The organism is Micromonospora sp. DT31 (genome assembly GCF_049841795.1).
Lineage (GTDB): Bacteria > Actinomycetota > Actinomycetes > Mycobacteriales > Micromonosporaceae > Micromonospora.
In genome coordinates, this window is sequence record NZ_JBNCKZ010000030.1 from 1 (window position 1) to 24,945 (window position 24,945).

General features: G+C 70.7%; 21 protein-coding genes and 5 pseudogenes. 15 read left to right on the top strand and 11 right to left on the bottom strand.

All coding sequences use genetic code 11. The features are described 5' to 3' along the window. Window positions 1–107: pseudogene (locus tag ACLQ2X_RS27360) on the top strand (IS5/IS1182 family transposase); the annotation flags it as partial. Window positions 108–1,301: 1,194 nt separating this feature from the next. Here the strand turns inward: ACLQ2X_RS27360 and ACLQ2X_RS27365 are convergent. Beyond that, a pseudogene (locus ACLQ2X_RS27365) lies at window positions 1,302–1,868 on the bottom strand (hypothetical protein); the annotation flags it as partial. 570 nt (window positions 1,869–2,438) lie between these two features. On the opposite strand from ACLQ2X_RS27365, the pseudogene ACLQ2X_RS27370 reads away from it, so the two are divergent. Together ACLQ2X_RS27370 and ACLQ2X_RS27375 are read left to right on the top strand one after the other, a co-directional pair. Further along, window positions 2,439–2,684: pseudogene (locus ACLQ2X_RS27370) on the top strand (helix-turn-helix domain-containing protein); the annotation flags it as partial. A 104-nt stretch (window positions 2,685–2,788) separates the two neighbouring features. Beyond that, on the top strand, window positions 2,789–3,358 hold the full coding sequence (locus ACLQ2X_RS27375) for a TetR/AcrR family transcriptional regulator (RefSeq protein WP_425683964.1): 570 nt from the start codon (window positions 2,789–2,791) through the stop codon (window positions 3,356–3,358). 1 nt (window position 3,359) lies between these two features. On the opposite strand, the gene ACLQ2X_RS27380 is transcribed toward ACLQ2X_RS27375, so the two are convergent. Beyond that, entirely contained in the window at window positions 3,360–5,036 is a 1,677-nt protein-coding gene (locus ACLQ2X_RS27380) for an FAD-dependent monooxygenase (protein WP_425683965.1), read from the bottom strand. A 180-nt stretch (window positions 5,037–5,216) separates the two neighbouring features. On the opposite strand from ACLQ2X_RS27380, the gene ACLQ2X_RS27385 reads away from it, so the two are divergent. The 7 genes from ACLQ2X_RS27385 (at window position 5,217) to ACLQ2X_RS27415 (ending at window position 13,174) form a co-directional block, all read left to right on the top strand. After that, window positions 5,217–5,660: a nuclear transport factor 2 family protein gene (locus ACLQ2X_RS27385; RefSeq protein ID WP_425683966.1), complete on the top strand. Its 444-nt coding sequence runs from the start codon at window positions 5,217–5,219 to the stop codon at window positions 5,658–5,660. Window positions 5,661–5,701: 41 nt separating this feature from the next. Then, entirely contained in the window at window positions 5,702–6,343 is a 642-nt protein-coding gene (locus tag ACLQ2X_RS27390) for a VOC family protein (RefSeq protein WP_425683967.1), read from the top strand. Next, window positions 6,340–7,176 (top strand): fumarylacetoacetate hydrolase family protein, encoded by an 837-nt coding sequence (locus tag ACLQ2X_RS27395; protein WP_425683968.1) that lies wholly within the window; start codon window positions 6,340–6,342, stop codon window positions 7,174–7,176. Before ACLQ2X_RS27390 ends, ACLQ2X_RS27395 begins: the two co-directional genes overlap by 4 nt. 31 nt (window positions 7,177–7,207) lie before the next feature. Continuing rightward, window positions 7,208–8,326, top strand: a complete 1,119-nt coding sequence (locus tag ACLQ2X_RS27400) for a Rieske 2Fe-2S domain-containing protein (RefSeq protein WP_425683969.1) — start codon at window positions 7,208–7,210, stop codon at window positions 8,324–8,326. Further along, window positions 8,326–9,294, top strand: coding sequence for a PDR/VanB family oxidoreductase (locus ACLQ2X_RS27405; protein WP_425683970.1), 969 nt, complete (start codon window positions 8,326–8,328; stop codon window positions 9,292–9,294). Before ACLQ2X_RS27400 ends, ACLQ2X_RS27405 begins: the two co-directional genes overlap by 1 nt. A gap of 100 nt (window positions 9,295–9,394) precedes the next feature. Beyond that, on the top strand, window positions 9,395–10,750 hold the full coding sequence (locus tag ACLQ2X_RS27410; RefSeq protein ID WP_425683971.1) for an MFS transporter: 1,356 nt from the start codon (window positions 9,395–9,397) through the stop codon (window positions 10,748–10,750). A gap of 63 nt (window positions 10,751–10,813) precedes the next feature. Next, on the top strand, window positions 10,814–13,174 hold the full coding sequence (locus ACLQ2X_RS27415; protein ID WP_425683972.1) for a transketolase-like TK C-terminal-containing protein: 2,361 nt from the start codon (window positions 10,814–10,816) through the stop codon (window positions 13,172–13,174). A 292-nt stretch (window positions 13,175–13,466) separates the two neighbouring features. On the opposite strand, the pseudogene ACLQ2X_RS27420 reads toward ACLQ2X_RS27415, so the two are convergent. The 6 genes and pseudogenes from ACLQ2X_RS27420 to ACLQ2X_RS27445 all read right to left on the bottom strand — a co-directional run. Then, window positions 13,467–13,771: pseudogene (locus ACLQ2X_RS27420) on the bottom strand (transposase); the annotation flags it as partial. 160 nt (window positions 13,772–13,931) lie between these two features. Then, complete coding sequence (locus tag ACLQ2X_RS27425; RefSeq protein WP_425683973.1) at window positions 13,932–15,476, bottom strand: long-chain-fatty-acid--CoA ligase; 1,545 nt, start codon at window positions 15,474–15,476, stop codon at window positions 13,932–13,934. Beyond that, complete coding sequence (locus ACLQ2X_RS27430; RefSeq protein ID WP_194799872.1) at window positions 15,473–15,937, bottom strand: MaoC family dehydratase; 465 nt, start codon at window positions 15,935–15,937, stop codon at window positions 15,473–15,475. Before ACLQ2X_RS27430 ends, ACLQ2X_RS27425 begins: the two co-directional genes overlap by 4 nt. Further along, window positions 15,934–17,106, bottom strand: coding sequence for an acyl-CoA dehydrogenase family protein (locus ACLQ2X_RS27435; RefSeq protein ID WP_425683974.1), 1,173 nt, complete (start codon window positions 17,104–17,106; stop codon window positions 15,934–15,936). Before ACLQ2X_RS27435 ends, ACLQ2X_RS27430 begins: the two co-directional genes overlap by 4 nt. Window positions 17,107–17,138: 32 nt before the next feature. Further along, a complete protein-coding gene (locus tag ACLQ2X_RS27440; protein ID WP_425683975.1) occupies window positions 17,139–17,897 on the bottom strand; it encodes an SDR family NAD(P)-dependent oxidoreductase in 759 nt (252 codons plus the stop codon). A gap of 15 nt (window positions 17,898–17,912) precedes the next feature. Further along, window positions 17,913–19,061 (bottom strand): acyl-CoA dehydrogenase family protein, encoded by a 1,149-nt coding sequence (locus ACLQ2X_RS27445; protein ID WP_425683976.1) that lies wholly within the window; start codon window positions 19,059–19,061, stop codon window positions 17,913–17,915. Window positions 19,062–19,152: 91 nt separating this feature from the next. Between ACLQ2X_RS27445 and ACLQ2X_RS27450 the strand changes: the two genes are divergently transcribed. From ACLQ2X_RS27450 to ACLQ2X_RS27460, 3 genes and pseudogenes are all read left to right on the top strand, one after another. Further along, window positions 19,153–19,818: a TetR/AcrR family transcriptional regulator gene (locus ACLQ2X_RS27450; RefSeq protein ID WP_425683977.1), complete on the top strand. Its 666-nt coding sequence runs from the start codon at window positions 19,153–19,155 to the stop codon at window positions 19,816–19,818. Window positions 19,819–19,863: 45 nt separating this feature from the next. Then, a pseudogene (locus tag ACLQ2X_RS27455) lies at window positions 19,864–21,281 on the top strand (aldehyde dehydrogenase family protein). Between the two features lie 124 nt (window positions 21,282–21,405). Further along, entirely contained in the window at window positions 21,406–22,350 is a 945-nt protein-coding gene (locus ACLQ2X_RS27460) for a zinc-binding dehydrogenase (protein WP_425683978.1), read from the top strand. Here ACLQ2X_RS27460 and ACLQ2X_RS27465 read toward each other — a convergent pair. Then, window positions 22,262–22,594, bottom strand: coding sequence for a helix-turn-helix domain-containing protein (locus tag ACLQ2X_RS27465; protein WP_425683979.1), 333 nt, complete (start codon window positions 22,592–22,594; stop codon window positions 22,262–22,264). The genes ACLQ2X_RS27460 and ACLQ2X_RS27465 overlap by 89 nt on opposite strands. Between ACLQ2X_RS27465 and ACLQ2X_RS27470 the strand changes: the two genes are divergently transcribed. After that, window positions 22,550–23,077 (top strand): hypothetical protein, encoded by a 528-nt coding sequence (locus tag ACLQ2X_RS27470; protein WP_425683982.1) that lies wholly within the window; start codon window positions 22,550–22,552, stop codon window positions 23,075–23,077. The two genes, ACLQ2X_RS27465 and ACLQ2X_RS27470, sit on opposite strands and share 45 nt — an antisense overlap. Window positions 23,078–23,327: 250 nt before the next feature. Here ACLQ2X_RS27470 and ACLQ2X_RS27475 read toward each other — a convergent pair whose 3' ends face one another. Beyond that, on the bottom strand, window positions 23,328–23,459 hold the full coding sequence (locus tag ACLQ2X_RS27475) for a hypothetical protein (RefSeq protein ID WP_425683980.1): 132 nt from the start codon (window positions 23,457–23,459) through the stop codon (window positions 23,328–23,330). Next, entirely contained in the window at window positions 23,456–23,773 is a 318-nt protein-coding gene (locus ACLQ2X_RS27480) for a transposase (RefSeq protein ID WP_425683981.1), read from the bottom strand. Before ACLQ2X_RS27480 ends, ACLQ2X_RS27475 begins: the two co-directional genes overlap by 4 nt. A 353-nt stretch (window positions 23,774–24,126) precedes the next feature. On the opposite strand from ACLQ2X_RS27480, the gene ACLQ2X_RS27485 reads away from it, so the two are divergent. Continuing rightward, a complete protein-coding gene (locus tag ACLQ2X_RS27485; RefSeq protein WP_088947684.1) occupies window positions 24,127–24,837 on the top strand; it encodes a class I SAM-dependent methyltransferase in 711 nt (236 codons plus the stop codon). Window positions 24,838–24,945: the final 108 nt, after the last annotated feature.

Here is a 24,945-nt window from a genome sequence, read left to right on the forward strand (position 1 = left end):
CCTGGAAGATCCTGGTCAAGCTGCGCTGCTGCCCACGACGAGCGACCCCGATCGTGCAGGCCATCCTCGTTCTGCACGACGTCGAAGCTAACCGCTACGCAGGATGAAAAAGGCTCAGTGTCGATCGACAGACGAAGCGCGCTGAGTGGGCCGGATCCAGTCGCCCACTGCGGATGCCACCCGTCGGGGTCGGCCGAGGACGCCTGCTTGGCGAGGCCCGCATCGCCCAAGCGGGCCGCGTCCATGGCGAAGACCCGCCGTCGCCCCAGCACCTCGAGTTGCCGGTGCAGGCCATAGGAGATCCGGTACACCCGCGCGACGCGTTCGGCGCTCTCGTGCTGGGGCTTGCCGAGCGCCTCGCTCAGCGAGTACGGCTCCGCGTGCAAAACGCATTCCAGGTCGCCGAGCAACTCGTCGAGGACCGCCGCCGCCGTGCCCCGGGCCCGGGGATCGAAGATGTCTCGCGCGGCCGCCGCGGCGTGTGCGACAAGATGCCGGACGGTATAGCCGTCGGCGGCTGCCCAGTCGCGCCTGCCGTCGGGAAGCAGCGGCACCTCCGCACTCAGCAGGGCGACGTACCGTCGATGCGCCTCTGCAGCCGCGTCGGCCAGGTCGTCGGCTGTCCGCGCCGCGTGGTCGCCGGCCTCGTCTGCCGGAGTGTCCCCAATGAGAAAGTCGCGCAGGCTGGCGTGGTAGATGCCGTACCGGGCCGGCCGGGAGGAGTTCCGCACGGTAATGAAGGGGCGCCAGGAGCCGTCGCAGAACCGCCGCACGCCCTCGACCTCCGCCTCCGGCAGTCCGGCGAGGGCGGTGAGCCGGTGGATCGGCAGCGCCTCGCCGGCCACGGCCAGGGTGGCGAGCAGCGGACGGTAGAGCCAGGCCCATTCGGGTCGCTGTCGCTCCCCGTCTAGCTTCTCTCGGTAGTAGCCCGCAAGGCTGCGTGGCAGCGTACGAAGATCGTCGATCGGTCGCCCGCCGCGCTCGATCTCGTCGAGGACGTAGCGCAGGTAGACCCAGATGCCGGCGCACCGATCGACGAGCAGGGCGACGAAGTCTTCCGCGGGCGTGTCGGCTTCGTGCAGGCGGCTCGCCAGCGGCTCAGTCGCAACCCTTACATCGAGGAAGTTGCGCATGTCGTTCAGGTTGTCCTCGCTGGAGGACTCGATGGGTAGAACGCGGTGGGGGCCGATCGGCGCCAGGTAGCCCGTTCCGGTCCGGCAGGTGATCACCAGGTACACGTTCGGCGGCAAGGTGCGCGGAAGGCCCAGCGGCAGGGCACCGTCGACGTGCTCCGCCTCGTCAAGGCCATCAACCACGATCACCAAGCTCCGCCTGCCGAGGGTGGCCGAGGCGGCGTGGAGCAGCGTCTCAAACAACCCCGGCGTCACGGCCTCCGCGACGAACACGCCGTTCGGCGCCCACTCGTCCGCCAGCTTGCACTCGTGGATGAGCTGGGCCGCCAGGTTGGCGAGGGCGGGGCGGGAGAGACGGCCATCCGCGTTCCCGGTGAAGTGGCAGGGCCATCCGTTCGCGTTGACCAGCGCGGCCGCGAGTGCGGTCTTGCCGACACCGGCAGCAGCCTCGACGATGACGTGCCCGCGGTCGTTCTCGCGAAGAAAGTCCTCAAGCTGCTCAATCAGCCAGCGACGGCCGGTGAAGGCCGTCACCGCAACGTCTTCGAAGATCGTTTTCGCTGCCATCGTCATGTTGGAGAGGCGAAGAAACGAGCCACCCACAAACGTGCTGATCGATGAATTCGTGACGTCGCCGCCGATCGCGATGGAGCCGATGCCGGAGCTTACGACCTCGGAGGGCGCAGGTTTCGGTGCGGCTCGGCGGAACCATCGTCTCCACGGGCGACCAAACATGTCGACCTCCGCTGCTCGCCACTTGCAGGAAGTCTAATCTGGTCGCGCTCTTGGCACTCTTGGTCTGCCCGTTGCGATCCTCGCCTGCCGCGGAGGGCGGGCACAGCTGGTCGGGTCGCCGATGGTGTCGGCCGACGTTTCACGTGTTGCGATCCTCGCCTGCCGCGGAGGTGCGGGCGCGGCTCGGCGCTGCGGAATTGGCTGTTGTCGCCGCAGCTGGGCGTCCTCTGCCAGTAGTGGTGAGCGCAGGCCGTGCTCGGCCAGTTCGTCGAGCATCTCCATGACCAGCGACAACCTGGACCGATGGCGCTCGTCCCCGGGAATCCCACAGAGAGCCCGGCGAGCAACCCGCCTCGGGCCGATCAGCCTCGTCAACGGCTTGGTCGTCCCACGACGTCGGCACGAACAACGGCGAATCCAGGGTCACCTGCCGGTGCAGCAGACCCGCCCTGCCCGGAGATCTTGAGGCTAAGTCGGTGGACAAGGACGACGTCGTATCTGTCGGCTCCGCCTGAAAGACTGACCACGTGGTTCCGGGTCAATCGGGACCACCTCCTGAAGCATCGGGAGGTGCTGAGCGTGGAGGACTGGGCGGAGATCCGGCGGCTGCGGCGGTCGGAGGGGATGGCGATCCAGGCCATCGCACGGCGGTTGAGGATGTCTCGCAACACCGTGAAGAAGGTCTTGGCCAGTGATGAGCCGCCGCGGTATCGGCGGGCGGCGAAGGGCTCGATCGTGGATGCGGTCGAGCCGCAGATCCGGGCGTTGTCGGCGGAGTTCCCGGACTTGCCCTCGACGGTGATCATGGAGCGGGTGAGCTGCTGACAGACCGGACCGGGCGGCTGCGCAGACAAGGTTGATTGTTAACCTCTGTGCACACGACCGGTGGCGCTTGAGCCGCCCGGGATCCAGGAGGTGTCGTGCCCCGCAACCGTCAGCAGATTCCGCGGGACGAGCGTGCCGGTGAGGTGCTCGCGGCCGCCACGGACCTGTTCCTCAAGCAGGGATATGCGGGCACCACGATCGCCGACATCAGCTCCGCCACCGGAGTCGCTCGCGCCAACGTGTACTGGTACTTCCCCTCCAAGGACGACGTCTTCGCTGCCGTCATGGACCGGATGCTGACCCGCGAGGTGCGCCAGTTGGAGCACGAGCTGCAGGGACTGGACCCGTTGTCGGTCCTGGTACGAGGGCTGGCGGAGATGCGCACCTTCCGTGGTCTCCACCAGGCGATGCACGAGCGGATCCCGCACTCCAGGGCAGTGCGGGAGGCGCACGACCGGTTCCTGGACTGGATCCGCCACCTGGTGGAGGCCGCGGTCGACCGGCAGGGGGAGCGACCCGACCGGGAGATGGTCGCCGACGCCGCGGTGGCGTTGTTCGAGGGCACGAACGCCCTGGAACCGGCGCCGCGCCCCGCGCACGAGATGATCCGGTGGTTGCTCACGACGGTTCTCGAGCCGCAGTCCAGCGGCGCAAACCGGGACTGACTCACACCACCGCGGTCTCGCGCACCGGATCGGCGAACGCCGTGCCAGGTGCCTCCCGCCCGCAGATCGTGTCGAGCAGGGCGCCCGGGTCCGACGGAGGGTTCGCCGCCCGCCAGGCCACGTGGCCGTCGGGGCGGACGATGGTCAGCCTTTCCCCGTACAGCTCGGTGCTCGCGTCGGCGGTCAGGCGCAGCACGTTCAGCGGTACACCCCGATCGGCGGCCGAGCCGACGAGATCGGCGAGGTCGGCGAGGTCACCGGCCCAGGACGGACGCGTGTCGACCACGGTCAACCCCACATCAAAGTGGTCCAACAGGGAGGTCCCGTCCGGCAGCCAGACGTGTGGTGCCCGGCTGCCGGGGCGGGTCGAGGGAACGTAGACGTCCGGCTCGTCCGGGGGCGGAGGAGTGCCGTCGGGGACGACCACCGGTGATCCCTCGTACCGGTACCCCAGCTGCACACCGGCACTGCGGAACTCCCGCCCGCGTAGTTCCTGGATGAGACGCCCCATGTCGGCACGGGCGTCGCGACCGGCGTCGTCATCCTGGTCGAGTACCGGGTCCGGGACGATCTGGGCGTCGGAGGTCCAGTTGCTGGAGGCCTCCGAGACGTTTCGGACGGCGATGGGGCGTCGCTCGGCCTCGTAGCTGTCCAGCAACGCGTCGCCGGCCCAGCCCTGCAGGACCGCCGCCAGCTTCCAACCCAGGTCAACGGCGTCCCCGATGCCGGTGTTGGCCCCGAACCCGCCCTTGGGCCACAGCAGGTGGGCGGCGTCACCGGCGAGGAAGACGCGGCCGTCGCGGTAGCGGTCGGCCACCACTCGGTGCCCGCTCCAGGGCTGGGCGCGGATGATCTCGACGTCGATGGGTGCGCCCACCGCGGCGTGCACCCAGCGCATCTCGTCGCCGGGCGCCGGGTCCTGGTCCAAGTAGACCGATAGTCGCCACTCGTCGACGCCATCGACAACGGTGATGTAGGGCCGACGTTCGTCGGCCAGGGTCTGGATCTGGGCGGCCAGCCCGCCACCGTGAGCCTGCAGCAGGTCTTTCAGCGCCGGAGCTCGGAAGTGGACCGCGAAGTTGCGCCCCTGGGCGAAGGCCCCGTCGAAGTCGATGCCGAGGTGGCGACGAACCCAGCTGCGACCGCCGTCGCACCCCACGACATAGGACGCCGAGACGGTCTCCTCCTGTTCGGTGGCCTGGTCCACCACGAGGACCTGGACATCGTCGGATCCCTGCACGAGGCCCGTGACGAGCTTGCCGTGCTCGACGGTGACCGTCGGTTCGGCCGCTGCGGCGCCCTCCAGCAGGGGCAGGAAGGAGAACTTGGACAGGAAGGCGGGACCCTCGGGGCTCACCGCGCCGAACTCACCGGGCTCGGCGTTGGTCGCGCCTGTGTCGAAGTCCGTCAGCAGGTGCCCTGTGAGCCGGGTCATGAAGACGATCCGATGCGGGTAGTCGGCCGCTGGCACGCCCTCGGCCCGGGCTCGATCGGCGATGCCCCAGCGCCGCAGGTGCTCCATGGTGCGGGAGAAGATCGCCTCGCCGGCCGGGAACGTGACGTCGCCGTCACCAGCGTCCACGACCTTCACCGACACTCCGCGGCGACCCAATTCGACGGCCAGGGCGCACCCGACCGGCCCCGCCCCCACAACGACCACATCGACGTCCACGGGCATGGCCCCACCCCTCTCCCGGCTGCTGTCTGCGAGTGCGAGACATGGGGCCACAATCGACCGTTCTTGGCTCTGAGTCAAGAGAGCCGCGACCTTGCCATAGCCAGGAGAATTGGTCGTTGACACACTTGGCCCGGCCACCCTATCTTGACTCCAGTTCAAGAGAAGGGCGATGTAGATCACATGACAGCACAGATCTCGCCAGTCCCGCGCCTAGACCTCGCGTCGTCGTTCGAGCCGGTGCTTACCTACCACCGTCACATCGACGCGGGTACGGCCAGCGCCGGAATCGACTGCTTTACCGAGGACGCGACCTTCGAAGCGCGCGGTGAGCGCCTGCAGGGCAAGGCGGAGATCGCGGGCTTCCTCGCCCACCGGCAGGGGCAGACCGACCGGCACACGGTGCACACGATCACCAACCCCCTAGTGACGGGAACTGCGGAACGCGCAGTGGTCACGGCGTTCGTGCTGCTGCACGTCCGCCAACCCGACGCGTCTTACCGCCTGGAGCGTGTCCTGGACACGGTGCACGAGCTCGTCCCCGACGACGCAGGTCGCTGGCGGGTGGCCGTCCGTCGCTCCCGGCCGCTGCATCCCACTGTCCAGGCCACCGGCCCTACGCCCTGACCGACCCCACGACCTCCCGTGACGACGAACGAGGAGTCAGCATGACAACCACCGCCCCCACCGAGCAGTCCCAGACCACCGCCGAGACCCGGCCCGTGACGCTGCAGATGGCCGAGCTGGTGCTCAAGACCGGTCGGTTCGAGGAGATGCACGCCTGGTATTCGCACCTGCTGGGCCACGGTCCCTTCTTCGAGCGCACCCCCGACCCGGACGCACCGCCACGCCCGGCCGGCATGCCCGAGCGGGCCGTGGACGTGCGCCTGGCGTTCTTCACGGTCCACGACAACGGGCACCCGTGGTCCCAGGTGCTCGCCCTGTTCGGAATCGACAGCCTCACCGGCGTCGACCCGGCCGGCCCCGGGCTGCACCACTTCCAATTCGGCGTGGGTTCCCTGGAGGACCTCATCGCGCAGTACGAGCACATGCGTGCGGGTGGCGCGATCCCGCACCGCACTGCCAACCACGGGCAGGCCACCAGCATCTACTTCCGGGACCCCGATGGGAACGTCATCGAGTTCTCCTGCTCCAACTTCCCGACCGCGGAGGAGGAGATCGCGTTCATGTCCAGCGACGCGTTCGCGGCCAACCCCTCGGGCCTGGAACTGGATGCGGCGGCGTTCGCCCAGCGCTTCCACAGCGGCGAGCCCCGCGAGAGCCTGCTCTCCCTGGAACCTCAGCCATGACGCGCTTGGTCAGTACCCGGGCAGGCATCGGCCGGATGCTGGACGAGGACACAGTGGAACTGCTCGACGTGCCCTTCCCCGACCTCGGCGCGGCACTGGCCGGTGGGTGCACCGTCGCCGAACTGACCGCTGCCGCGGCCACCGCCACCCGGCCGGTGCAGGAGGCCGAGCTGCTCGCCCCGATACCGCGGCCGTCCAAGATCTGGGCCGTCGGGTTCGGCTACGCCGCTCACCGGGCCGAGGTGGGCAACACCGACCAGCCGACTGAACCCATGGTGTTCCTCAAGGCCCCCTCGTCGGTCACCGCCACCGGGCAGCCCATCCGCTTCCCCCGAGTCGCGCCGCGACAGGTCGACTACGAGGGCGAGCTGGGCGTCGTCGTGGGCGCGCGGCTGACCGACGTCGATCCTGCCGTAGCACGGATGGCCATCGCCGGCTACACAGTCTGCAACGACGTCAGTGCCCGCGACGTGCAGAAAGGGCGCATCCCCGGCCGACTGCCCGACGTGTCGACGGCCAAGAGCTTCGACACCTTCACCCCGATGGGTCCGGCCCTGGTGACCCTCGACGAGCTGCCCGACCCCGATGACCTCCGGCTGCAGACGTGGGTGGACGAGGAACTGCGGCAGGACGCCCGCACCCGCGACCTGGTCACCCCGGTCCCGGAGATCGTGTCCTACCTGTCGCAGCAGACCACCCTGGAACCCGGCGACGTCGTGCTGACCGGGACACCCGCCGGTGTCGGCCACAAGCGCGGGATCTTCCTGCGCAGTGGGCAGACGGTCCGCATCGTCATCGAGGGCGTCGGCGAACTCGTCAACACCTGCGCCTGACCGCCATCCCAGCCGAGACGAAGGAGTCTCCATGTACCCGCGCAACGCCTGGTACGCCGCCAGCTGGGCGGCCGACCTAGGGCGCGAACTGACCCCGGTCACCGTCTGCGACCGCAAGATCGTGCTGTACCGGCAGCTCGACGGCACCCCCACCGCCCTGGCGGACGCATGCTGGCACCGGCTTGTCCCGCTGTCCATGGGGTTCCTTCGCGGCGACGACGTCGTGTGCGGCTACCACGGCATCGCCTACGACCCGGCCGGGCGGTGCACCTTCATGCCGTCCCAGGAGACGCTCAACCCCAGCGCCTCGGTCGCCAGCTTCCCGGTGGTGGAGCGCGACAGGGTGATCTGGGTCTGGGTGGGCGACCCGGCTTTGGCCGACCCCGGCAAGGTCCCCGACATGCACTGGGCCAGCGACCCCGCGTGGGCCGGCGCCGGCGAGACCATCGAGCTGGAATGCGACTACCGCCTGGTGCTGGACAACCTCATGGACCTCACCCACGAAACCTTCGTGCACGGGTCCAGCATCGGCCAGGACGCCGTCGCGGAGACCCCGTTCACCGTCTCCCACACCGACGACCGCGTCACCGTCACCCGATGGATGCTGGGCGTGCAGGCCCCCCCGGCATGGAAGTATGAGATGGAGCTGGCCCACCCTGAGTGGGACGGCGGCCCGGTCGACCGGTGGCAGATCATCCACTGGCAGGCACCCTCCACGATCTGCATCGATGTCGGCGTCGCCCCAGCCGGCACCGGAGCCCAACAGGGCGACTTCAGCCAGGGTGTGCGCGGCTGGGTGCTGGACACCGTGACCCCCAAGACCGCCACCACCTCCTCCTACTTCTGGATGCGCATGCGCAACCACACGCTGGAGTCCGAGGAGATCACCCGCGACCTCACCGCCGCGGTGCACCGCATCTTCGGCGAGGACACGGCCATGCTCAATGCCCAGCAGGAAGCCATCGACGCCCACCCCGACTACGACTTCTACAACCTCAACATCGACGGCGGCGGCATGTGGGTCCGCCGGCTGCTGGATCGCCTGGTAGCCGCCGAGGGAGACGGGCAGCCCCACGCCCGCGCAGCAGTCACCGCACCCAGCACCCAGGCTGCGCCCGCGCCGGACCCGATGCCCGCCGGGTCGGCCTGATGTCCAACCGCACGCTGCGGGAGTGGCGCACGGCACGGGTGGTCGACAGCGTTCCCGTCACCCCCACGGTCAGGCGGGTGGACCTCGCCGTCCCCGCGGTCACCGCACCTGCCCCCGGGAGCCACCTCGACGTGGTCATCCCCCTGCCCGAGGGGGAGGTCATCCGGTCCTACTCGGTGGTCGACGACGGACGTCGTCCCGAGACGGTGAGCGTCGGCGTCCGGCTGGATCCCCACAGCCGAGGTGGCTCGGCGTTCATGCACCGTCTGCAGGCCGGTGACGAACTCATCGTCTCCCAACCGGTGCAGACCTTCGAGCTCACCTGGGGTCGACCGGGTTACGTCCTACTGGCCGGTGGCATCGGCATCACGCCGCTGGTCGGCATGGCCCAGCGGCTCCGCCACTGGGGCGCGAACTACCAGCTGATCTACTCCGCCCGCAGCCGCGAGGAGATGGCCTTCGCCCACGAGCTGCAGCAAGACCACCCCGGACGCGTCCGCCTTACCAGCGACGACATCGACGGGCGGCTCGACCTTGACGGCCTGGTTGCCGGGCTGCCTGTGGACCACGAGCTGTACGTGTGCGGCCCAATGCCCATGCTCCACGCCGCCCGGCAGGCCTGGGCCGCCACAGGTCGTCCCCCCGGACGGCTGCGGTTCGAGACCTTCGGCAGCAGCGGAACCGCGCCTGCGGCACCGTTCGTCGTGCGAGTCCCCGATGCCGGCGTCGAAGCGCACGTCCCGGCCGACCGAACCGCACTGGACGTGCTGGCGGAAGCCGGCATCGAGGTCATGTCGGACTGCCTGCGTGGCGAGTGCGGACTGTGCCTGGTCGACGTCCTGGACACCGAAGGACCGCTGGACCACCGCGACGTCTTCCTCAGCGACCGGCAACGAGCGACCAACACCCAGATGTGCCTGTGCGTGTCCCGGTCCGCCGGCGGCGTCGTCACCCTGCACGTCCCCTGACAGCGCCGAACACCCCGCCACCGCGACTGACCAGGCCACCCAGCCCCGTCCCCCGCCCGGGAGGACGGTCCGTTCGAGCACCGCGAGTCCGGAGACGCCGATGTCTACACTCAACCAGCCCTCGCCCGTCCCCACCGCCGTCGACCCCAACGGCGATGCGACCGACCGCACGCCGGCCCAGATGCGTCGCGACCGCCGCCGGGTCGCCCGCACCAGCCTGATCGGCACATCCATCGAGTGGTACGACTTCAACATCTACGGCACAGCGGCAGCGCTGGTGTTCGGGCCCCAGTTCTTCCCGGGCTTCTCCCCGGTGGCAGCCACCCTGGCAGCCTTCGCCACATTCGGGGTCGGCTTCCTCGCCCGCCCCGTCGGGGGTGTCGTCATGGGCCACTTCGGGGACCGCTGGGGCCGCAAGTCCATGCTCGTGACCTCACTGGTGCTCATGGGTGTCGCCACGTTCTGCATCGGGCTCCTGCCCAACTACGCCTCCATCGGCATCTGGGCGCCCGTCCTGCTGGTGGTCCTCCGCTTCATGCAGGGGCTCGGCGTGGGCGGCGAGTGGGGCGGAGCGGTCCTCATGGCCGTCGAGCACGCCCCCCCGAACCGACGGACGTTCTACGGATCCTTCGCCCAGATGGGCAACCCGCTGGGCATCATCGCCGCGACCTCGGTCTTCCTCGTCCTCGGTGCAGCGCTCACCCCCGACCAGCTGCTCTCCTGGGGCTGGCGGATCCCGTTCCTGCTGTCCGCCGGCCTCATCGGGTACGGCCTCTACGCCCGCCTCAAGGTCGTGGAGAGCCCCGACTTCGCGGCGCTCAAGCGCAACGACAACGTAAGCCGCACCCCGCTGGTCGAGCTGCTCCGCACCCACCCCAGGACCCTCACGCTGGCCGGTCTGGCTGCCATCGTGTCCCCGGCTCTGGGCTACCTGATGTTCGTCTACCTCATCGCATACGGCCGTGACTCCCTCGGTGTTCCCACCTCGGAGATGCTCTGGCTGACCGTGGCCGCAGCCGCGCTCTGGCTGGTCGCCGTCGGACCGGCCGCCATTCTCGCCGACCGGATCGGCCGCAAGCCGGTCTACTCGGCGGGCATCATCATCACCGCCGTCTGGGCGCTGCCGTTCTTCCTACTGCTGGACAGCACCTCGCTACCGCTGATGGTCCTGGCGTACCTCGGCTGGGCGGTGGGCATCGCCCTGATGACCGGAGCCCAGGCCGGCCTGGTGGCCGACCTCTTCCCCGCGCAGATCCGCTACAGCGGGGCCTCCGTCGCCTACCAGGTCGGCGCCATCTTCGGTGGAGCGCTCGCACCGATCGTCGCCACCGCCCTGCTGGCCGGCACCGGCACCTCACAGTCGATCGGTTGGTACGTCGTCGGGCTCGCGGTCATCAGCTTGCTCGGGCTGCTCGGACTGCGCGACCCCCAGGTCAAGGCGACAGCCCGCGCTTGACGCAGAGCGGGGTGCGGCTGCAGGCCGCACCCCGCTCGTCCCGCACCACCTCGAGGAGAGCCAATGACCAGCACGGTCGCTAGCCCGCAGACCGCCACCATCGGCGCCGCCGCCGGCATCCGTGCCGACGCCGCGCTCCGTGAGGTCGAGGAGCGGGTGCTGTGGCTGGCCAACGCGATCGTGGACCACGCCAACCGGGTGCGGCCCAATCCGTCAGGGCTCAAGGTCGGCGGGCACCAGGCGTCCTCGGCGTCGATCACCACCATCATGACCGCGCTGTGGCTGGAGACGCTGGGCCCGGAGGACCGGGTGTCGGTCAAGCCACACGCCTCGCCGGTGCTGCACGCGCTGGAGTTCCTGCTGGGCTGGTTGCCGGCGGAGAAGCTGACCACGCTGCGCGAGTTCGGCGGTCTGCAGTCATACCCCTCGCGGCTCAAGGACCCGGTGCCCGCGGACTACTCGACCGGCTCGGTCGGCATCGGGGCGACCGCGCCGATCTGGGGTGCGATCGCCCGCCGCTACGTCAACACCCAGTTCGGCACCGGCGGCTCGGGCCGGCAGTGGTCTTTGGTCGGGGACGCCGAGCTGGACGAGGGCGCGGTCTGGGAGGCCGTCGTCGACCCGATGGTCGCCGAGCTCGGCGAGGTCTGCTGGGTCGTCGACCTCAACCGGCAGTCCCTGGACCGCGTCGTCCCCACGATGGGCGCGGCCCGGCTGCAGGGCATGTTCGCCGCCGCCGGCTGGCAGGTGCTGACGGTCAAGTACGGCGCGCTGCTGGAGGGGCTGTTCACCCGGGACGGCGGTCTGGCGCTGCGGGACCGGATCGACACCATGACCAACCCCGAGTACCAGCGGATGCTGCGCCGCACGGCCGACGAGTTGCGCCAGCACCTGCCCGGTGAAGGCCCCGGCGCCGACGAGGTCGCGCGGTTGATCGCCGACGTCCCGGACGCCGACCTGCTGGCCGCCGTCCGGAACCTGGGTGGGCACGACCTCACGGCGCTGCGGACGGCGTTCGCCGAGATCGACGACACCCGCCCCACCGTCGTGCTCGCCTACACGCTCAAGGGCTACGGGCTGGCCACTGAGGGCCACCCGCAGAACCACTCGGCGCTGCTGACCGAGACCCAGCTGCACGAGCTGGCCGCCCGGGTCGGCGTGGACCCGGCCGACCCGTGGGTCCGGCTGGACCCCTCGTCCGCGGGTGGTCGGCTGCTGGCCGCAGCGGCGGAGCGGCTGCGGCGCGGCCGGTACGAGGGTGCCCCCGCGCCGTCGGTCCCCGGCGACCTAGGCCGCACCCCCTCGGGGACCGCGACCACCCAGGCCGCCCTGGGCCGCACCCTGCTAGACCTCAACCGGGCCGCGCCCGAGGCCGGCGCCCGGATCGTCACCGTCAGCCCCGATGTGTCGTCCTCGACCAACCTAGGTGGCTGGGTGAACAAGGTCGGCGTCTGGTCTGCCGAGGACCGCCGCGACTGGTTCTCCGACGACCCCGAGACGATCCTGCACTGGCGCGAGCGTCCGTCCGGCCAGCACGTCGAACTGGGCATCGCCGAGGTCAACCTCGTGTCGCTGATGGGCGAGTTGGGCGCGACCTGGTCTCGGTGGGACCAGCCACTGCTGCCGATCGGGGTCATGTACGACCCGTTCGTCTCCCGGGCACTGGAGCCGTGGTCCTACGGGGTCTACGCCGGCGGCCAGTCGATCCTGGTCGGGACGCCGTCCGGGGTGACGCTGGCCCCCGAGGGTGGGGCGCACCAGTCGATCACCACCCCGTCCATCGGGCTGGAGCAGCCCGGCGTGGTCACCTACGAGCCGGCGTTCGCCCTGGACACCGAGTGGTGCCTGCTGGCCTCCCTCGGCCGGCTCGGCCGCCCCGACGGCTGCAGCGCCTACCTGCGGCTGTCGACCCGTCCGGTCGACCAGTCCCTGGCCGCGGTCCCCACCGACCCGGCCGCCCGGGAGCGCCGTCGTCGGCAGGTGGTGGGCGGGGCCTACGCGCTGCGCCGGGTCGCCTCCCCGACCGTCACCGTGGTGACGATGGGCGCGATGGTCACCGAGGGCCTGGCCGCCGCCGACCGGCTCACCTGGCTGGGTTTCCCGGCCGACGTCGTGGTCGTGACCAGCCCCGGCCTGCTGTTCCGGGCCGCGCAGGCTCGCCGTGGCCTGGATGACGTCGTGCACCCGCCGGTGCACGGCGCCGTCCTGGAGCAGGTCTTCCCCGCCGACCGGGCCGTCCCGATGGTCACCGTGCTCGACGGGCACCCGCACACCCTGGCGTTCCTGTCCGGCGTGCACCGGATCCGCGCCGTGCATCTGGGTGTCACCCGCTTCGGCCAGTCCGGCGACCTGGAGTCGGTGTACCGGCACCACGGCATCGACACCGACGCTATCGTCGGCGCCGCCCTCGACCTCGTCGACTGACGCAGTGCCGTCCTGCCGCAGATCGACGACCCCACGACACCAGCGTCCGGGCCTACGCCGACGCTCTCGGCTTCCACCCCACCACCGCCACCCGGCAGGTCACCAATGCCGGCGGCACCTGGAGTCGGTACGCCGCCGGCGACCACATCCCGCCACCCTGACAACTCGCGCCCGTCTGCACATACATGACGGCCGGGGCCTTACGTGCCGGAGATATCTCTGCCTGAGCACCCGGCCCTGAACACGGGAGTGTGTCGATTTCCGTGTTGTGCCTGTGGTGTGATCGAGGTTGTTAGATGGAGATCCGGTCGCCGTAGGCGAGGATCAGGGCGTTGAGGCCTTGGCCCAACCGTAGACCCGGCCAGTGATGCTCCCGCCGCCCTTACGTTTCTGCTGGACGACGAGGTAGAGCACCTTCATCGCGGCCTGCTCGGTCGGGAAGTGCCCCCGCCGGCGGGCGGCTTGGCGGAACCGGGCGTTCAGGCTCTCGATGATGTTGGTGGTGTAGAGGACCTTGCGCACCTCGTGGTCGTAGTCCAGAAACGGCACGAACTGCGGCCACGAGGTCCGCCAGAGCCGGATCACCGCCGGGTACTGGTCATCGGCTCAGTATTCGACGCCACCGCCGGGACCGCCCGCCGAGCACGACGACGGGCGACGCTCGCGGGCGTGACAGCCGGAGGAAGCGGCCCTCGATGCGCGGCGAGCGCGGCGAGGGCCGCGGCCTGGGCGGGTGGCAGCGGACGGCGGGCGGTGGTCAGTCGGGCGGGGCCATCCGGCGACGCAGTTCCCGCTTGAGCACCTTGTGGCTCGGCCCGAGCGGCAGGTCGTCGACATACCGGACCTGCCGCGGGTACTTGTGCCGGCCCAGATGCTCCCGCGACCAGTCGATCATCTCCTGCTCGTCGGGCAGGCCCGGGCCGGCCGGGTCCGCCACCACCACCGCGCAGACCTCCTCGCCGTGACGCGGGTCGGGCACCCCGATCACCGCCACCTGGCCGACCGCCGGGTGCCCGGCAAGGACCTCCTCCACCTCGCGTGGGTAGACGTTGAAGCCACCCCGGATGATCATGTCCTTCTTCCGGTCGATGATGGTGATGAACCCGTCGGCGTCCTTGCGTCCCAGGTCACCGCTACGGAACCAGCCGTCTACCACCGCCTCCGCGGTCGCCTCGGGCCGCCCCAGGTAGCCGGCGAAGACGTTGTGCCCCCGGATGACGATCTCCCCGAGCTCTCCGGTCGGCAGCAGCTCGATCCGCTCGTCCACCTCCGCGCGGGCGATCTCCACCTCCACGCCCCAGACCGGGTGCCCGATGGTCCCGGCGCGGGTGCCGAAATGCGGCTGGTTGGTGGTGGCGGTGGGTGAGGTCTCGGAGAGCCCGTACCCTTCGAAGACCGTCGTCTGGAAGGCGGCGTGGAACCGTTCCAGCACGGCCACCGGCAGCGACGCCCCGCCGGAGACGCAGAGCCGCAGCCGGGGCAGGTCGTCCCGGTCCCGGACGGCGTCGAGCAGCGCCACGTACATGGTGGGCACGCCGTGGAAGACGTCCACCCCCTCACGCAGCATCAGGTCGATGGCGGCCGGTCCGGTGAACCGGCTCAGCAGCACCAGCGTCGCGCCGATCCGGAAGGTGCCGTTCATCGCCACCGTCTGGCCGAAGCTGTGGAACAGCGGCAGGCAGCCGAGCACTACGTCGGTCCTGCGCGCGTCGTTGGCGTCGAAGACGTTCACGGTGGCGTTCATGACCAGGTTGAGGTGGGTGAGCACGGCGCCCTTGGGCACCCCGGTGGTGCCGCTGGTGTAGAGCACCACCGCCGGGTCCTCCGCCGACCGGGTGACGTACGACGGCAGCGGTGGCAGTGGGTGGCTCAGCTCCTCCAGGCGGGGCGCGACCGCGCCGGCGGCCGCCGGCCCGACGGTCACCAGCGGCACGCCGGCCGCCGCCGCGGCGGCGGCGCCCAGGGCGAGCTGGGAGCTGTGGCACACCAGCAGCTTCGTGCCGCTGTCGGTCAGCACGTGCGCCGCTTCGTCCACGGTCAGCAGCAGGTGCACCGGGACGAGCACCGCGCCGGCGGCGAGGGCCCCGTAGTAGACCCGGGGGAAGTCCACCACGTTCGGGGCCAGCAGGGCCACCTTGTCGCCGGGACCGACCCCCCGCTCGCGCAGCCCGGCGGCGTAGCTGCGCGCCTCCAGCCACAGCTCGGCGTACGTCACCCGGGTGTCGCCGTCGACCACGGCGACGGTGTCGGCGTGCCGGCGGGCGGACTCGGCCAGCACCATGGCCAGCGACAGCGCGGTCATCGGGCCACGCCCCGCACCAGGCGGCTGACCGTCTCGGCGACGCAGACCGGCTTGCCGCCGGCGTCGCTCTCCACGGTGACCGCGGTGACCACCTGCACGCCGCCGTCCACGGGTGACACCTCGGCCAGGGTCGCGGTGGCGCGGACCGCGCTGCCGACCCGGAGCGGGGCCGGGAAGCGCACCCGGTTGAGGCCGTAGTTGACCCCCATGGCAACCCCCTCGACCCGGTACAGGCCACCGGCCAGCGCCGGCAGCAGGGACAACGTGAGGTAGCCGTGCGCGATGGTGCCGCCGAACGGGCCCGCCGCGGCCCGTCGCGGGTCGATGTGGATCCACTGGCGGTCGTCGGTGGCGTCGGCGAACCGGTCGACCCGTTGCTGGTCGATCCGGAACCAGGGGCCGGGGCCCAGGGTCTCGCCGGTCGCCTCGGCCAACTCCTCGATGGACGCGAAGACCCTCATGCCAGGTGCCCTCCAAGCTTCGTGTAGCCGCGCAGCAGATCGCGGGAGATGATCAGTCGCTGCATCTCGTCGGTGCCCTCGAAGATCCGGTAGAGCCGGACCTGCCGGTACCAGCGTTCGATCGGCAGCTCGCGGGTGTAGCCCATGCCGCCGTGGATCTGCAGGACGCGGTCGACCACCCGATTGACCATGCCCGCGCCGTAAAGCTTCGCCATCGAGGAGGCGTGCCGCGGGTCCATGCCCTGGTCGACGGTCCAGGCGGCGCGCAGGATGAGCCAGCGGGCCGCCTCCAGCTCGGTCTCCGAGTCGGCGATCATCCACTGGATGGCCTGGTTGGTGCCGATCTTCGCGCCGAAGGTCTCCCGGGTGTTGGCGTAGTCGATGGCCATCGACAACGCCCGCTCGGCGATGCCGATGGCGTGCGACGGGATAATGTAGCGCCCCTTGCCGATCCACTCCATGCCGAGGCTGAAGCCCTGCCCGGGCTCGCCGAGGATGTTGCGCCCGGGCACCCGGACGTCGTCGAAGACCAGCGAGGCGGGGCCACCCTCGCCCATCGTCTGGATGAACTCCGAGCGCCAGCCCATCGACCGGTCCACCAGGAACGCGGTAGCGCCGCCGTGGCGGGCCCCCTTCTCCCGGTCGGTCACCGCGACCACGATGGCGAAGTCGGCGTCGTGACCGCCGGTGATGAAGGTCTTCTCGCCGTTGAGGATCCAGTCGTCGCCGTCGCGGCGGGCGCTGAGCTTGATGTTGGCCGCGTCGGAGCCGGCGCCGGGCTCGGTGATCGCGAAGCAGCTGCGCCGCTCCCCCTCGATGGTCGGGACCAGGTACTCGCGCCTCTGCTCGTCATTGACGTGGAACAGGATGTTGTCCGCCTCGCCGCCGAACCGGAACGGCACGAACGAGCGGCCGAGTTCGGTCCAGATCAGGGACTGGGTGACGGCCGGCAGGTCCATGCCGCCGTACTCCTTCGGGGTGGCCAGCCCCCAGAACCCGAACTTGCGCGCCTTGAGCTGCAACTCGCGCAGCTCGCTGTGCTCCAGTCCGGGCCGGTGCGCCCGTTCCCGCCGCAGCAGCTCCTGCTCCAGCGGCATGACCTCCCTGGTGATGAAGTCGCGGGCGGTGTCGCGGATCGCCCGCTCGGTGTCGGAAAGCGCGAAGTCCATGTCCCCTCCGGGTGCTGGTCCGCCAGCGCGCCTCAGCGCGCGCCGCCGTTGACGTACAGGGTCTGTCCGCTGACGTACGACGCGTCGTCGCTGGCCAGGAAGGCGATCACCGAAGCGATCTCGGTCGGCTGGGCGACCCGGCGCAGCGGGGTGTGCTCGGCGACCATCCGCTGATGCTCCTCCGGGCTGCTGCCGACCCGCTGCGCGGTGGCGGCGGTCATCGCGGTGGCCACGTAGCCCGGGGCGACGGCGTTGACCGTGACGTTGTACGGGCCGAGTTCGATGGCGAGGGTGGCCGTCAGGCCCTGCACCCCCGCCTTGGCCGCCGCGTAGTTGACCTGGCCCCGGTTGCCGAGGGCGGAGCGGCTGCTGAGGTTGACGATCCGGCCGTAGCGGGCCGCGACCATGTGCTGTTGGGCGGCCTGGCAGCAGAGGAACATGCTGGTCAGGTTGGTGGTCAGCACCGCCTCCCAGTGTGGCAGGGGCATCTTGAACAGCAGGTCGTCGCGGGTGATGCCGGCGTTGTTCACCAGCACGTGCAACCCGCCGTACTCCTGCACCACCCGGTCGGTCATCGCGGCCACCGCCGCGGAGTCGGTCACGTCGCAGCCGATGCCGACGGCCCGGCCACCGGCCGCGGTGATCTCGTCGGCGACCACCCGGCTGCGCTCCTCGTCGAGGTCGACCACGGCGACGGCGGCGCCCTCGGCGGCCAGCCGGTGCGCGGTCGCCGCGCCGATGCCCTGCCCGGCGCCGGTGATGACGGCCACCCGGTCGGCGAATCTGGTCACGGGTTCTCCCCTTTGCTAGAAGGCGTTGACGCCGGTGAGCGCGCGCCCGATGAGCAGCTGCTGGATCTGGCTGGTGCCCTCGTAGAGGGTGGCGACCCGGGCGTCGCGCAGGTACTTGCCGACCGGGTACTCGTCGATATAGCCGTACCCGCCGAAGACCTGGACGGCGTTGTTGGCCGCCCGGACCGCTGCCTCGCTGGCGAAGAGCTTGGCCATCGAGGCCTCGGTGGCGAACGCCTCGCCCCGGTCCACGAGGTCCGCCACCCGCCACACCAGCAGCCGGGCGGCGGCGGTGTCCACGGCGATGGCGGCGAGCAACTGCTGCACCAGCTGGTGCCCGGCGATCGGCTTGCCGAACTGGGTGCGCTGCCCGGCGTAGCCGACCGCCGCGTCGAGGCAGCCCTGGGCGATGCCGACGCAGCCGGCGGCCACCGACATCCGGCCCTTGGCCAGGGTGGCCAGGGCGAGCCGGAACCCGCCGCCGGCCGGGCCGAGGCGCGCCGAGTCGGGCACCCGGACGGCGTCGAAGCGCAGCTCACCGGTTGCCTGCCCGCGCAGCCCGAGCTTGCCGTGGATCTCCCTCCGGGTGAGCCCGGCGACGTTGGTGGGCACCAGGAACGCGCTGATGCCCCGGTGTCCGGGTCCGCCGGTGCGGGCGAAGAGCAGGACCACGTCGGCCACGGTGCCGTTGGTGATGAACGTCTTCGCGCCGGTGATCAGCCAGTCGCCGCCGTCGCGGGTCGCCCGGGTGGTCAGCGCGGCCGCGTCCGAGCCGCTGTCCGGTTCGGTCAGGGCGAAGCAGCCGAGCGCGGTGCCAGCGCAGAGCCGGGGCAGCCACTCGGCCCGCTGCGCGGCGGACCCGTGCGCGGCGATGGCCTTGGCGACCAGCCCGAGCGACACCGAGACGATGCCCCGGACGGCGGAGTCCCCCCGGCCGAGCTCCTCCAGCACCAGGCAGTAGGAGAGGTGGTCGCCGCCGGACCCGCCGTCTTCCTCGGGGATGGTCAGCCCGAGGAAGCCCAGCTGGCCGAGCTTGCCCACGATCTCCGGGTCGACCGACTCGCGGCGGTCCCAGGCCGCGGCGTGCGGGACCACCTCACGGTCGACGAACTCGGCGGCGAGCTGACGAACCGCCGCCTGCTCCACGGAGAGCTGAAGGTCCATGCGGCATAAACTAGCGCTGCAAGTTTAAGTACGTCCAGACCCGGCTGTGACAAAGTTGCCGCGGACCGACGAGTGAGCGAGGGAGGCGCGGATGCCCCGGCCGAGGCAGGCGCTGCTCAGCCGGCAGCGGATCGTCGATGCCGCCGCCGCGCTGATCGACGCGGACGGGCTGGAGGCGTTCTCCACCCGCCGCCTCGCTGCCGAACTCGGCGTACGCGGGCCCTCGCTCTACAACCACTTCGCCACCAAGGACGAGATTCTCGACGCGGTGGCCGACAGCGTCACCGCCCAGGTGGACGTCTCCTTCTTCGGGCGCCTCGACTGGCGCGAGGCGCTGCGCCGGTGGGGGCACTCCTACCGGGCGGCACTGGCCGCGCACCCGAACATCGTGCCGTACCTGGCCCGCGGGCCGGGCCGGCGGCCGGCGGCGCTGGCGATGGCCGACGCGGTCTACGGCGGGCTCGTCGCTGCCGGCTGGCCGCCCGCGCGCGCGACGCACATCGGTGCGCTGATGCGCTACTTCGTGGCGGGCTCCGCGCTCGGATCGTTCGCCCGTGGCTTCGTCGAGGACCCGGGGTTGTACGGGGAGCGGTATCCGCACCTGACCCAGGCGCACCGGCTCGCCGAGCATCAGCAACGGGTGGACGAGGGCGCCTTCGCGCTCGGCCTCGACGCGCTCATCCATGGGCTCTCCCACACCTACGAGGAGCACATCGGGCCGCTACCACCCCTCCTGCCAGCCGATGCGGGGCACTAGAGTAAAAACTTGCAGCGCTAGTTTTCGACCACCGTGAGGGGCGCGATGGATCTTGCACGAACCCACATCTATCTCGACGGAGCGTGGGTCGCCCCCTCCTGGGGGCAGACCATCGCGGTGCACAACCCGGCGACCGAGGAGGTGCTGGCGAGCGTGCCGGCCGGCACGGCGGCCGATGTCGACCGCGCCGTCACGGCCGCCCGCGCCGCCTTCCCGGGCTGGGCCGACACCACCCCCGTGCAGCGGTCCGCCGCCCTGGACCGGCTGCACACCGCGCTGGCCGCCCGGGCCGCGATCGCCGCCGAGACGGTCGCGCTGGAGCTGGGCACCCCGTTGAAGGCCGCCACCCGGGTACAGGTCGGCCTGCCGCTGACCGTGCTGCGCAGCTACGTCGAGCTGGCCGCCCGGCCGCCCGCCGAGGAGACCATCGGCAACTCGCTGGTGGTCCGCGAGCCGGTCGGCGTGGTCGGGGCGATCACCCGTGGAACTACCCGCTGCACCAGGTGATGGCGAAGCTGGCGCCCGCGCTGGCCGCCGGGTGCACGGTGGTGCTCAAGCCCAGCGAGCTGACCCCGCTGACCGCGTACCTGCTCTCCGACGCGATCCACGAGGCCGGCTTCCCGCCCGGGATGGTCAACCTGGTGCCCGGCACCGGCGTCGAGGTGGGCGAGGCCATCGCCGCCCATCCGGACGTCGACATGCTCTCCTTCACCGGCTCGACCGCCACCGGCCGGCGCATCGCGCACCTGGCCGCCGACCGGATCGCCCGGGTCGCGTTGGAACTGGGCGGCAAGTCCGCGAACGTGATCCTCGACGACGCCGACCTGGCCACCGCGGTGAAGGCCGGCGTGGGCAACGCCTTCCTCAACTCCGGCCAGACCTGCACCGCCTGGACCCGGATGGTGGTGCACCGGGACCGCTACGACGAGGCGCTGAACCTGGTCGCCAAGGCCGCGGACGGCTACCGGACCGGCGACCCGTTCGCCCCGGACACCCGGCTCGGCCCGCTGGTCTCCGCTGCGCAGCGGGACCGGGTGACCGGCCACGTCACCCGGGCACTCACGGACGGCGGCCGGCTGATCGCCGGCGGCCCGGACGCGGTGCTGCCCGAGCGGGGCTGGTTCGTCGCCCCGACCGTGCTCGCCGACGTCGACCCGGGCAGCGCGCTGGCCCAGGAGGAGGTCTTCGGACCGGTGCTCGCCGTCATCCCAGTCGACGACGAAGAGGCAGCGGTGGCCGTCGCGAACGACTCCCGGTACGGCCTGGCCGGCGCTGTCTGGTCCGCCGACGAGCAGCGGGCGGTGCGGGTCGCCCGGCGGATCCGCACCGGAGCCGTCGACATCAACGGCGCGCCGTTCAACCCGCTCGCCCCGTTCGGCGGCTACAAGCAGTCCGGCCTCGGCCGGGAACTGGGTCGCTACGGGCTCGACGAGTTCCTCCAGACCAAGGCGATCCAGCGATGAGGGCGCTGCTCGCCCGCGGCGTGGACCAGCCTCTGACGGTGGAGGAGGTGGAGCTGCCGGACCCCGGGCCGGGTGAGGTACGGGTGCGGGTACGGGCCGCCGGGTCTGCCACTCGGACCTGTCCATGGTCAACGGCACTGTCGCGCCGCCGTACCCGCTGGTGCTCGGGCACGAGGCGGCGGGCGAGGTGATCGAGGTCGGCCCCGGCGTCGACCGGGTCCGGCCCGGCGCGCACGTGGTGCTGAACTGGGCGCCGCCCTGCCGGCGGTGCTGGTACTGCGGTCGCGGCGAGCCGTGGTTCTGCGAGCGGACGGGCTCTCCCGCGACCGCCCGGGGCCGGACCTCGGACGGTTCGCCGCTGCACGTCGCCCTCGGCCTCGGCGCGCTGGCCGAGGAGGTGGTGGTGCCGCAGGAGGCGGTGATCGACGTTCCGGCGGAGCTGCCGTTCGCCACCGCCGCCCTGCTGGGCTGCGCCGTGCTCACCGGGGTCGGCGCGGTACGCCGGACCGCCCGGGTGGCGCCCGGCGACTCGGTGGCGGTGATCGGTCTCGGCGGGGTGGGCCTGTCGGTGGTCTCCGCCGCCCGGGCCGCCGGCGCCGATCCGGTGCTCGCTGTCGACGTGTCGCCCGCCAAGGCCGAACTGGCCGCCGCCGCCGGGGCCACCGACTTCCTCGTCGCCGACGACGCGCTGAGCCGGGCGATCCGGGAGCGCACCCACGGGCGTGGCGTCGACCACGCCCTGGAGTGCGTCGGCCGCGGCGTGACCATCCGCGCCGCCTGGCGGGCCGTCCGGCGCGGCGGGCAGGTCACCGTCGTGGGGATGGGCGCGCGGGACGACGTGGTCAGCCTGAGCGCGCTGGACATCTTCCACTCCGGGCGGACACTGCGTTCCTCGGTGCACGGCTCGTCCGACCCGGACCGGGACCTGCCCGAGCTGGCCCGCGCCGTGCTCGACGGCACCCTGGACCCGGCCACCCTGATCACCGACCGGACTGGCCTGGACGGCGCCGCGGCGGCGTTCGACCGGATGGCCCGCGGCGAGGGCGCCCGTACCGTCGTGCTGCCCTGACCCGTCGCCGCGCCGGGTTCAGTGCAGCGCGGGCGAGCTCGGTACGGGACCGGATGCCGAGCCGATGGAAGATGTTGCGAAGGTGGTGGTCGACGGTCCGGGTGGAGAGGAACATCCGGGTGGCGATCTCGCGGTTGGTGGCTCCCTCGGCGACCAGCTGCGCGATCCGTAGCTGCTGCCCGGTGAGTAGCCGGTCGGCATGGCCATCCACCACCGCCGACCGGCCCGGGACCAGCTCATCCATCACTCGGATCGAGGAACGCACGAGTTCGGCCGCACCCTGCGCTCCTGCGGCGTCCTAGCCTCGATGGGCTCGGCCGCCGACTGCTACGGCAACGCCATGGCCGAGACGTTCTTCGCCACCCTCAAACCCGAACTGGTCTACACCCGAGCCTGGCCCAGCCGTCACGAACTGGATGCTCCATTGACCCCGCGGCGGCTGGGCGGGCCGCCCGACGACGCGATCACCCCGGTCGTGAACTCGCTCATCGCGATGGCCACCGAACTCCTGCACACTCAGCGGGCCGTCGCCGTGCACGAGTACACCCGCGACCGGCTGAAGGAGCTCCTGCGCGAACTCGTGCCCGACAACCGCGAGGTCCTCGGCAACTTCGACGCGAACGTCAACCGTTTCGAGTTCACCCTCGTCCTGGCTGTCCTGCACAACCGGCTGAACTTCATGACCACCATGTGGCCCGCGTCGAAGCGGCGCTCAACCTCGAGATGACGTCAAACGTCCTGTCACGGCGTCCGCCGAAGGACTACATGGCCGTCGTGCCTGAGTCGCCTATGGGTAACGTCCTCGGCTTTCAGTTCCAGGCAGGCGACCGCAACGCCGACGGTGACCAGAGTGGTGAGCTGCGTTTCTTCCGCAACGGAGTCGGATGTGAGCTTCTACTCGAGCTGCCGAACATCCCCACCATCGACAGTCGGCCCGGCCCAACGTCCTGCTCATGTCGGCGGCCAGTTGGGCTGGCTCATCCAGCCGGTGCCACCAGTTCAGCGTCGCCGACCGGCTGGGCGAGCCACCGGTAGTAAGGCTGACGAGCGATGTTCAGTACCCGGCACGTCACCGCCACGGGGATCCCGTCGGCGGCCAGCTCGCTCACGAGCGGGTAGAGCCTTTTCCCGGCAGATTCGCCTGCGACAAGTAGGCCGCCGCCCGGCGCAGGACCTCGTTTTCCTGCTCCAGCAGCTTGATCCTCTTACGGGCCTCGCGCAGCTCGGCTGAGTCGCTGCCGCTGATACCCGGTCTGGTTCCGGCGTCAACGTCAGCCTGGCGCATCCACTTGAACAACGTCATCGGGTGGACTCCGAAGTCCTTGGCGATCTGCTCAACCGTCACGCCTGGCTCGCGGTCACGGGCCACCCGCACGACGCCATCGCGGAACTCTCGGGGGGTAGGGCTTGGGCACAGCAACATCCTTCCAGCCCGCCACCAGGGCAAGCCATCTCAGATGTCACCTATCGGTGCAGCAGACCCCAACCACGGCGAGTTTCATCAGATGAAGCATTCGCCGTCGTACGTGTCCGGTCCACTTGAAGCTGGCACCGTCCACGGTTGTTGGCACCAGTGGTGGCGCCGTCCGGATTGTGTTGGCACTGGTCTCCGGTCTCCGACATCTGGCGTCTGTCTCGCTGTAGCTGGTGACGGCCAGGGCGGTGTCAAACCTCGAAGGTGGGTGCTCGGTTCACCGAAGTTGGCTTGGAAACTGGTAGCGTGCGCGGCTTCCGAGACCTACGCGTCCGCACCAGTTCACGAGGAGGAGCCGAACGATGACGGATACCGGAACGCGGTTGGAAGGCGGCGGCACTTCTGGGTCACGGAGCAGGCGAGCGGACGACTGGTTGGCAGACATCCGGATCTCCTACGACACGGTCGCCGACAGTTACTCCGACTACACACGGGTGGCTTTGGCTGGGGAGCCCTATCTGCTCGCGGCGTTGGCGTTGTTCGCCGATCTGGTCCACGCCGCCGGCGGTGGCCCGGTGGCGGACGTGGGCTGCGGACCAGGCCATGTCACTGCCCACCTGCATAAGCTGGGCGTCGATGCCTTCGGCGTCGATTTGTCACCCGCGATGATCGACATCGCTCGGCGGGAGCACCCCGACCTGCGGTTCGAGGTGGGTTCGATGACGGACCTACAACTCGCTGACGCCTCGATCACTGCCCTGCTCGCCTTCTGGTCGTTGATCCACATCCCCGACGACGAGATCCCGGCGGTTCTTAGCCACTTTCGGCGGGTGCTGCGTCCCGATGGACCTCTGTTGCTCGGCTTTCACGTCGGAGATGAGTCACGGCTGAAGACGGAAGGCTACGGCGGTCATCCGATGAAGGTCTACGTGCACCGCCGTCAGCCGGACCGGATGGCGACCTGGCTGCGCGATGCCGGATTCACGGTCAAGGCCCAGATGCTGCTCGGCCTCGACGAGAGCCTTCCAGGAGCGGTCCTCTTTGCACACCGCCGGCAAGAAGGTGCCAACTAAACCTGGACGGAAACGCTTCCGCCGTCCGCACCTAACGACCTCGTGCGTGGTTGGCGGTAGCAGGATCTGTGCCGTCTCATCGTTGGTGGGGTGCGGCGGGTAGGGCAC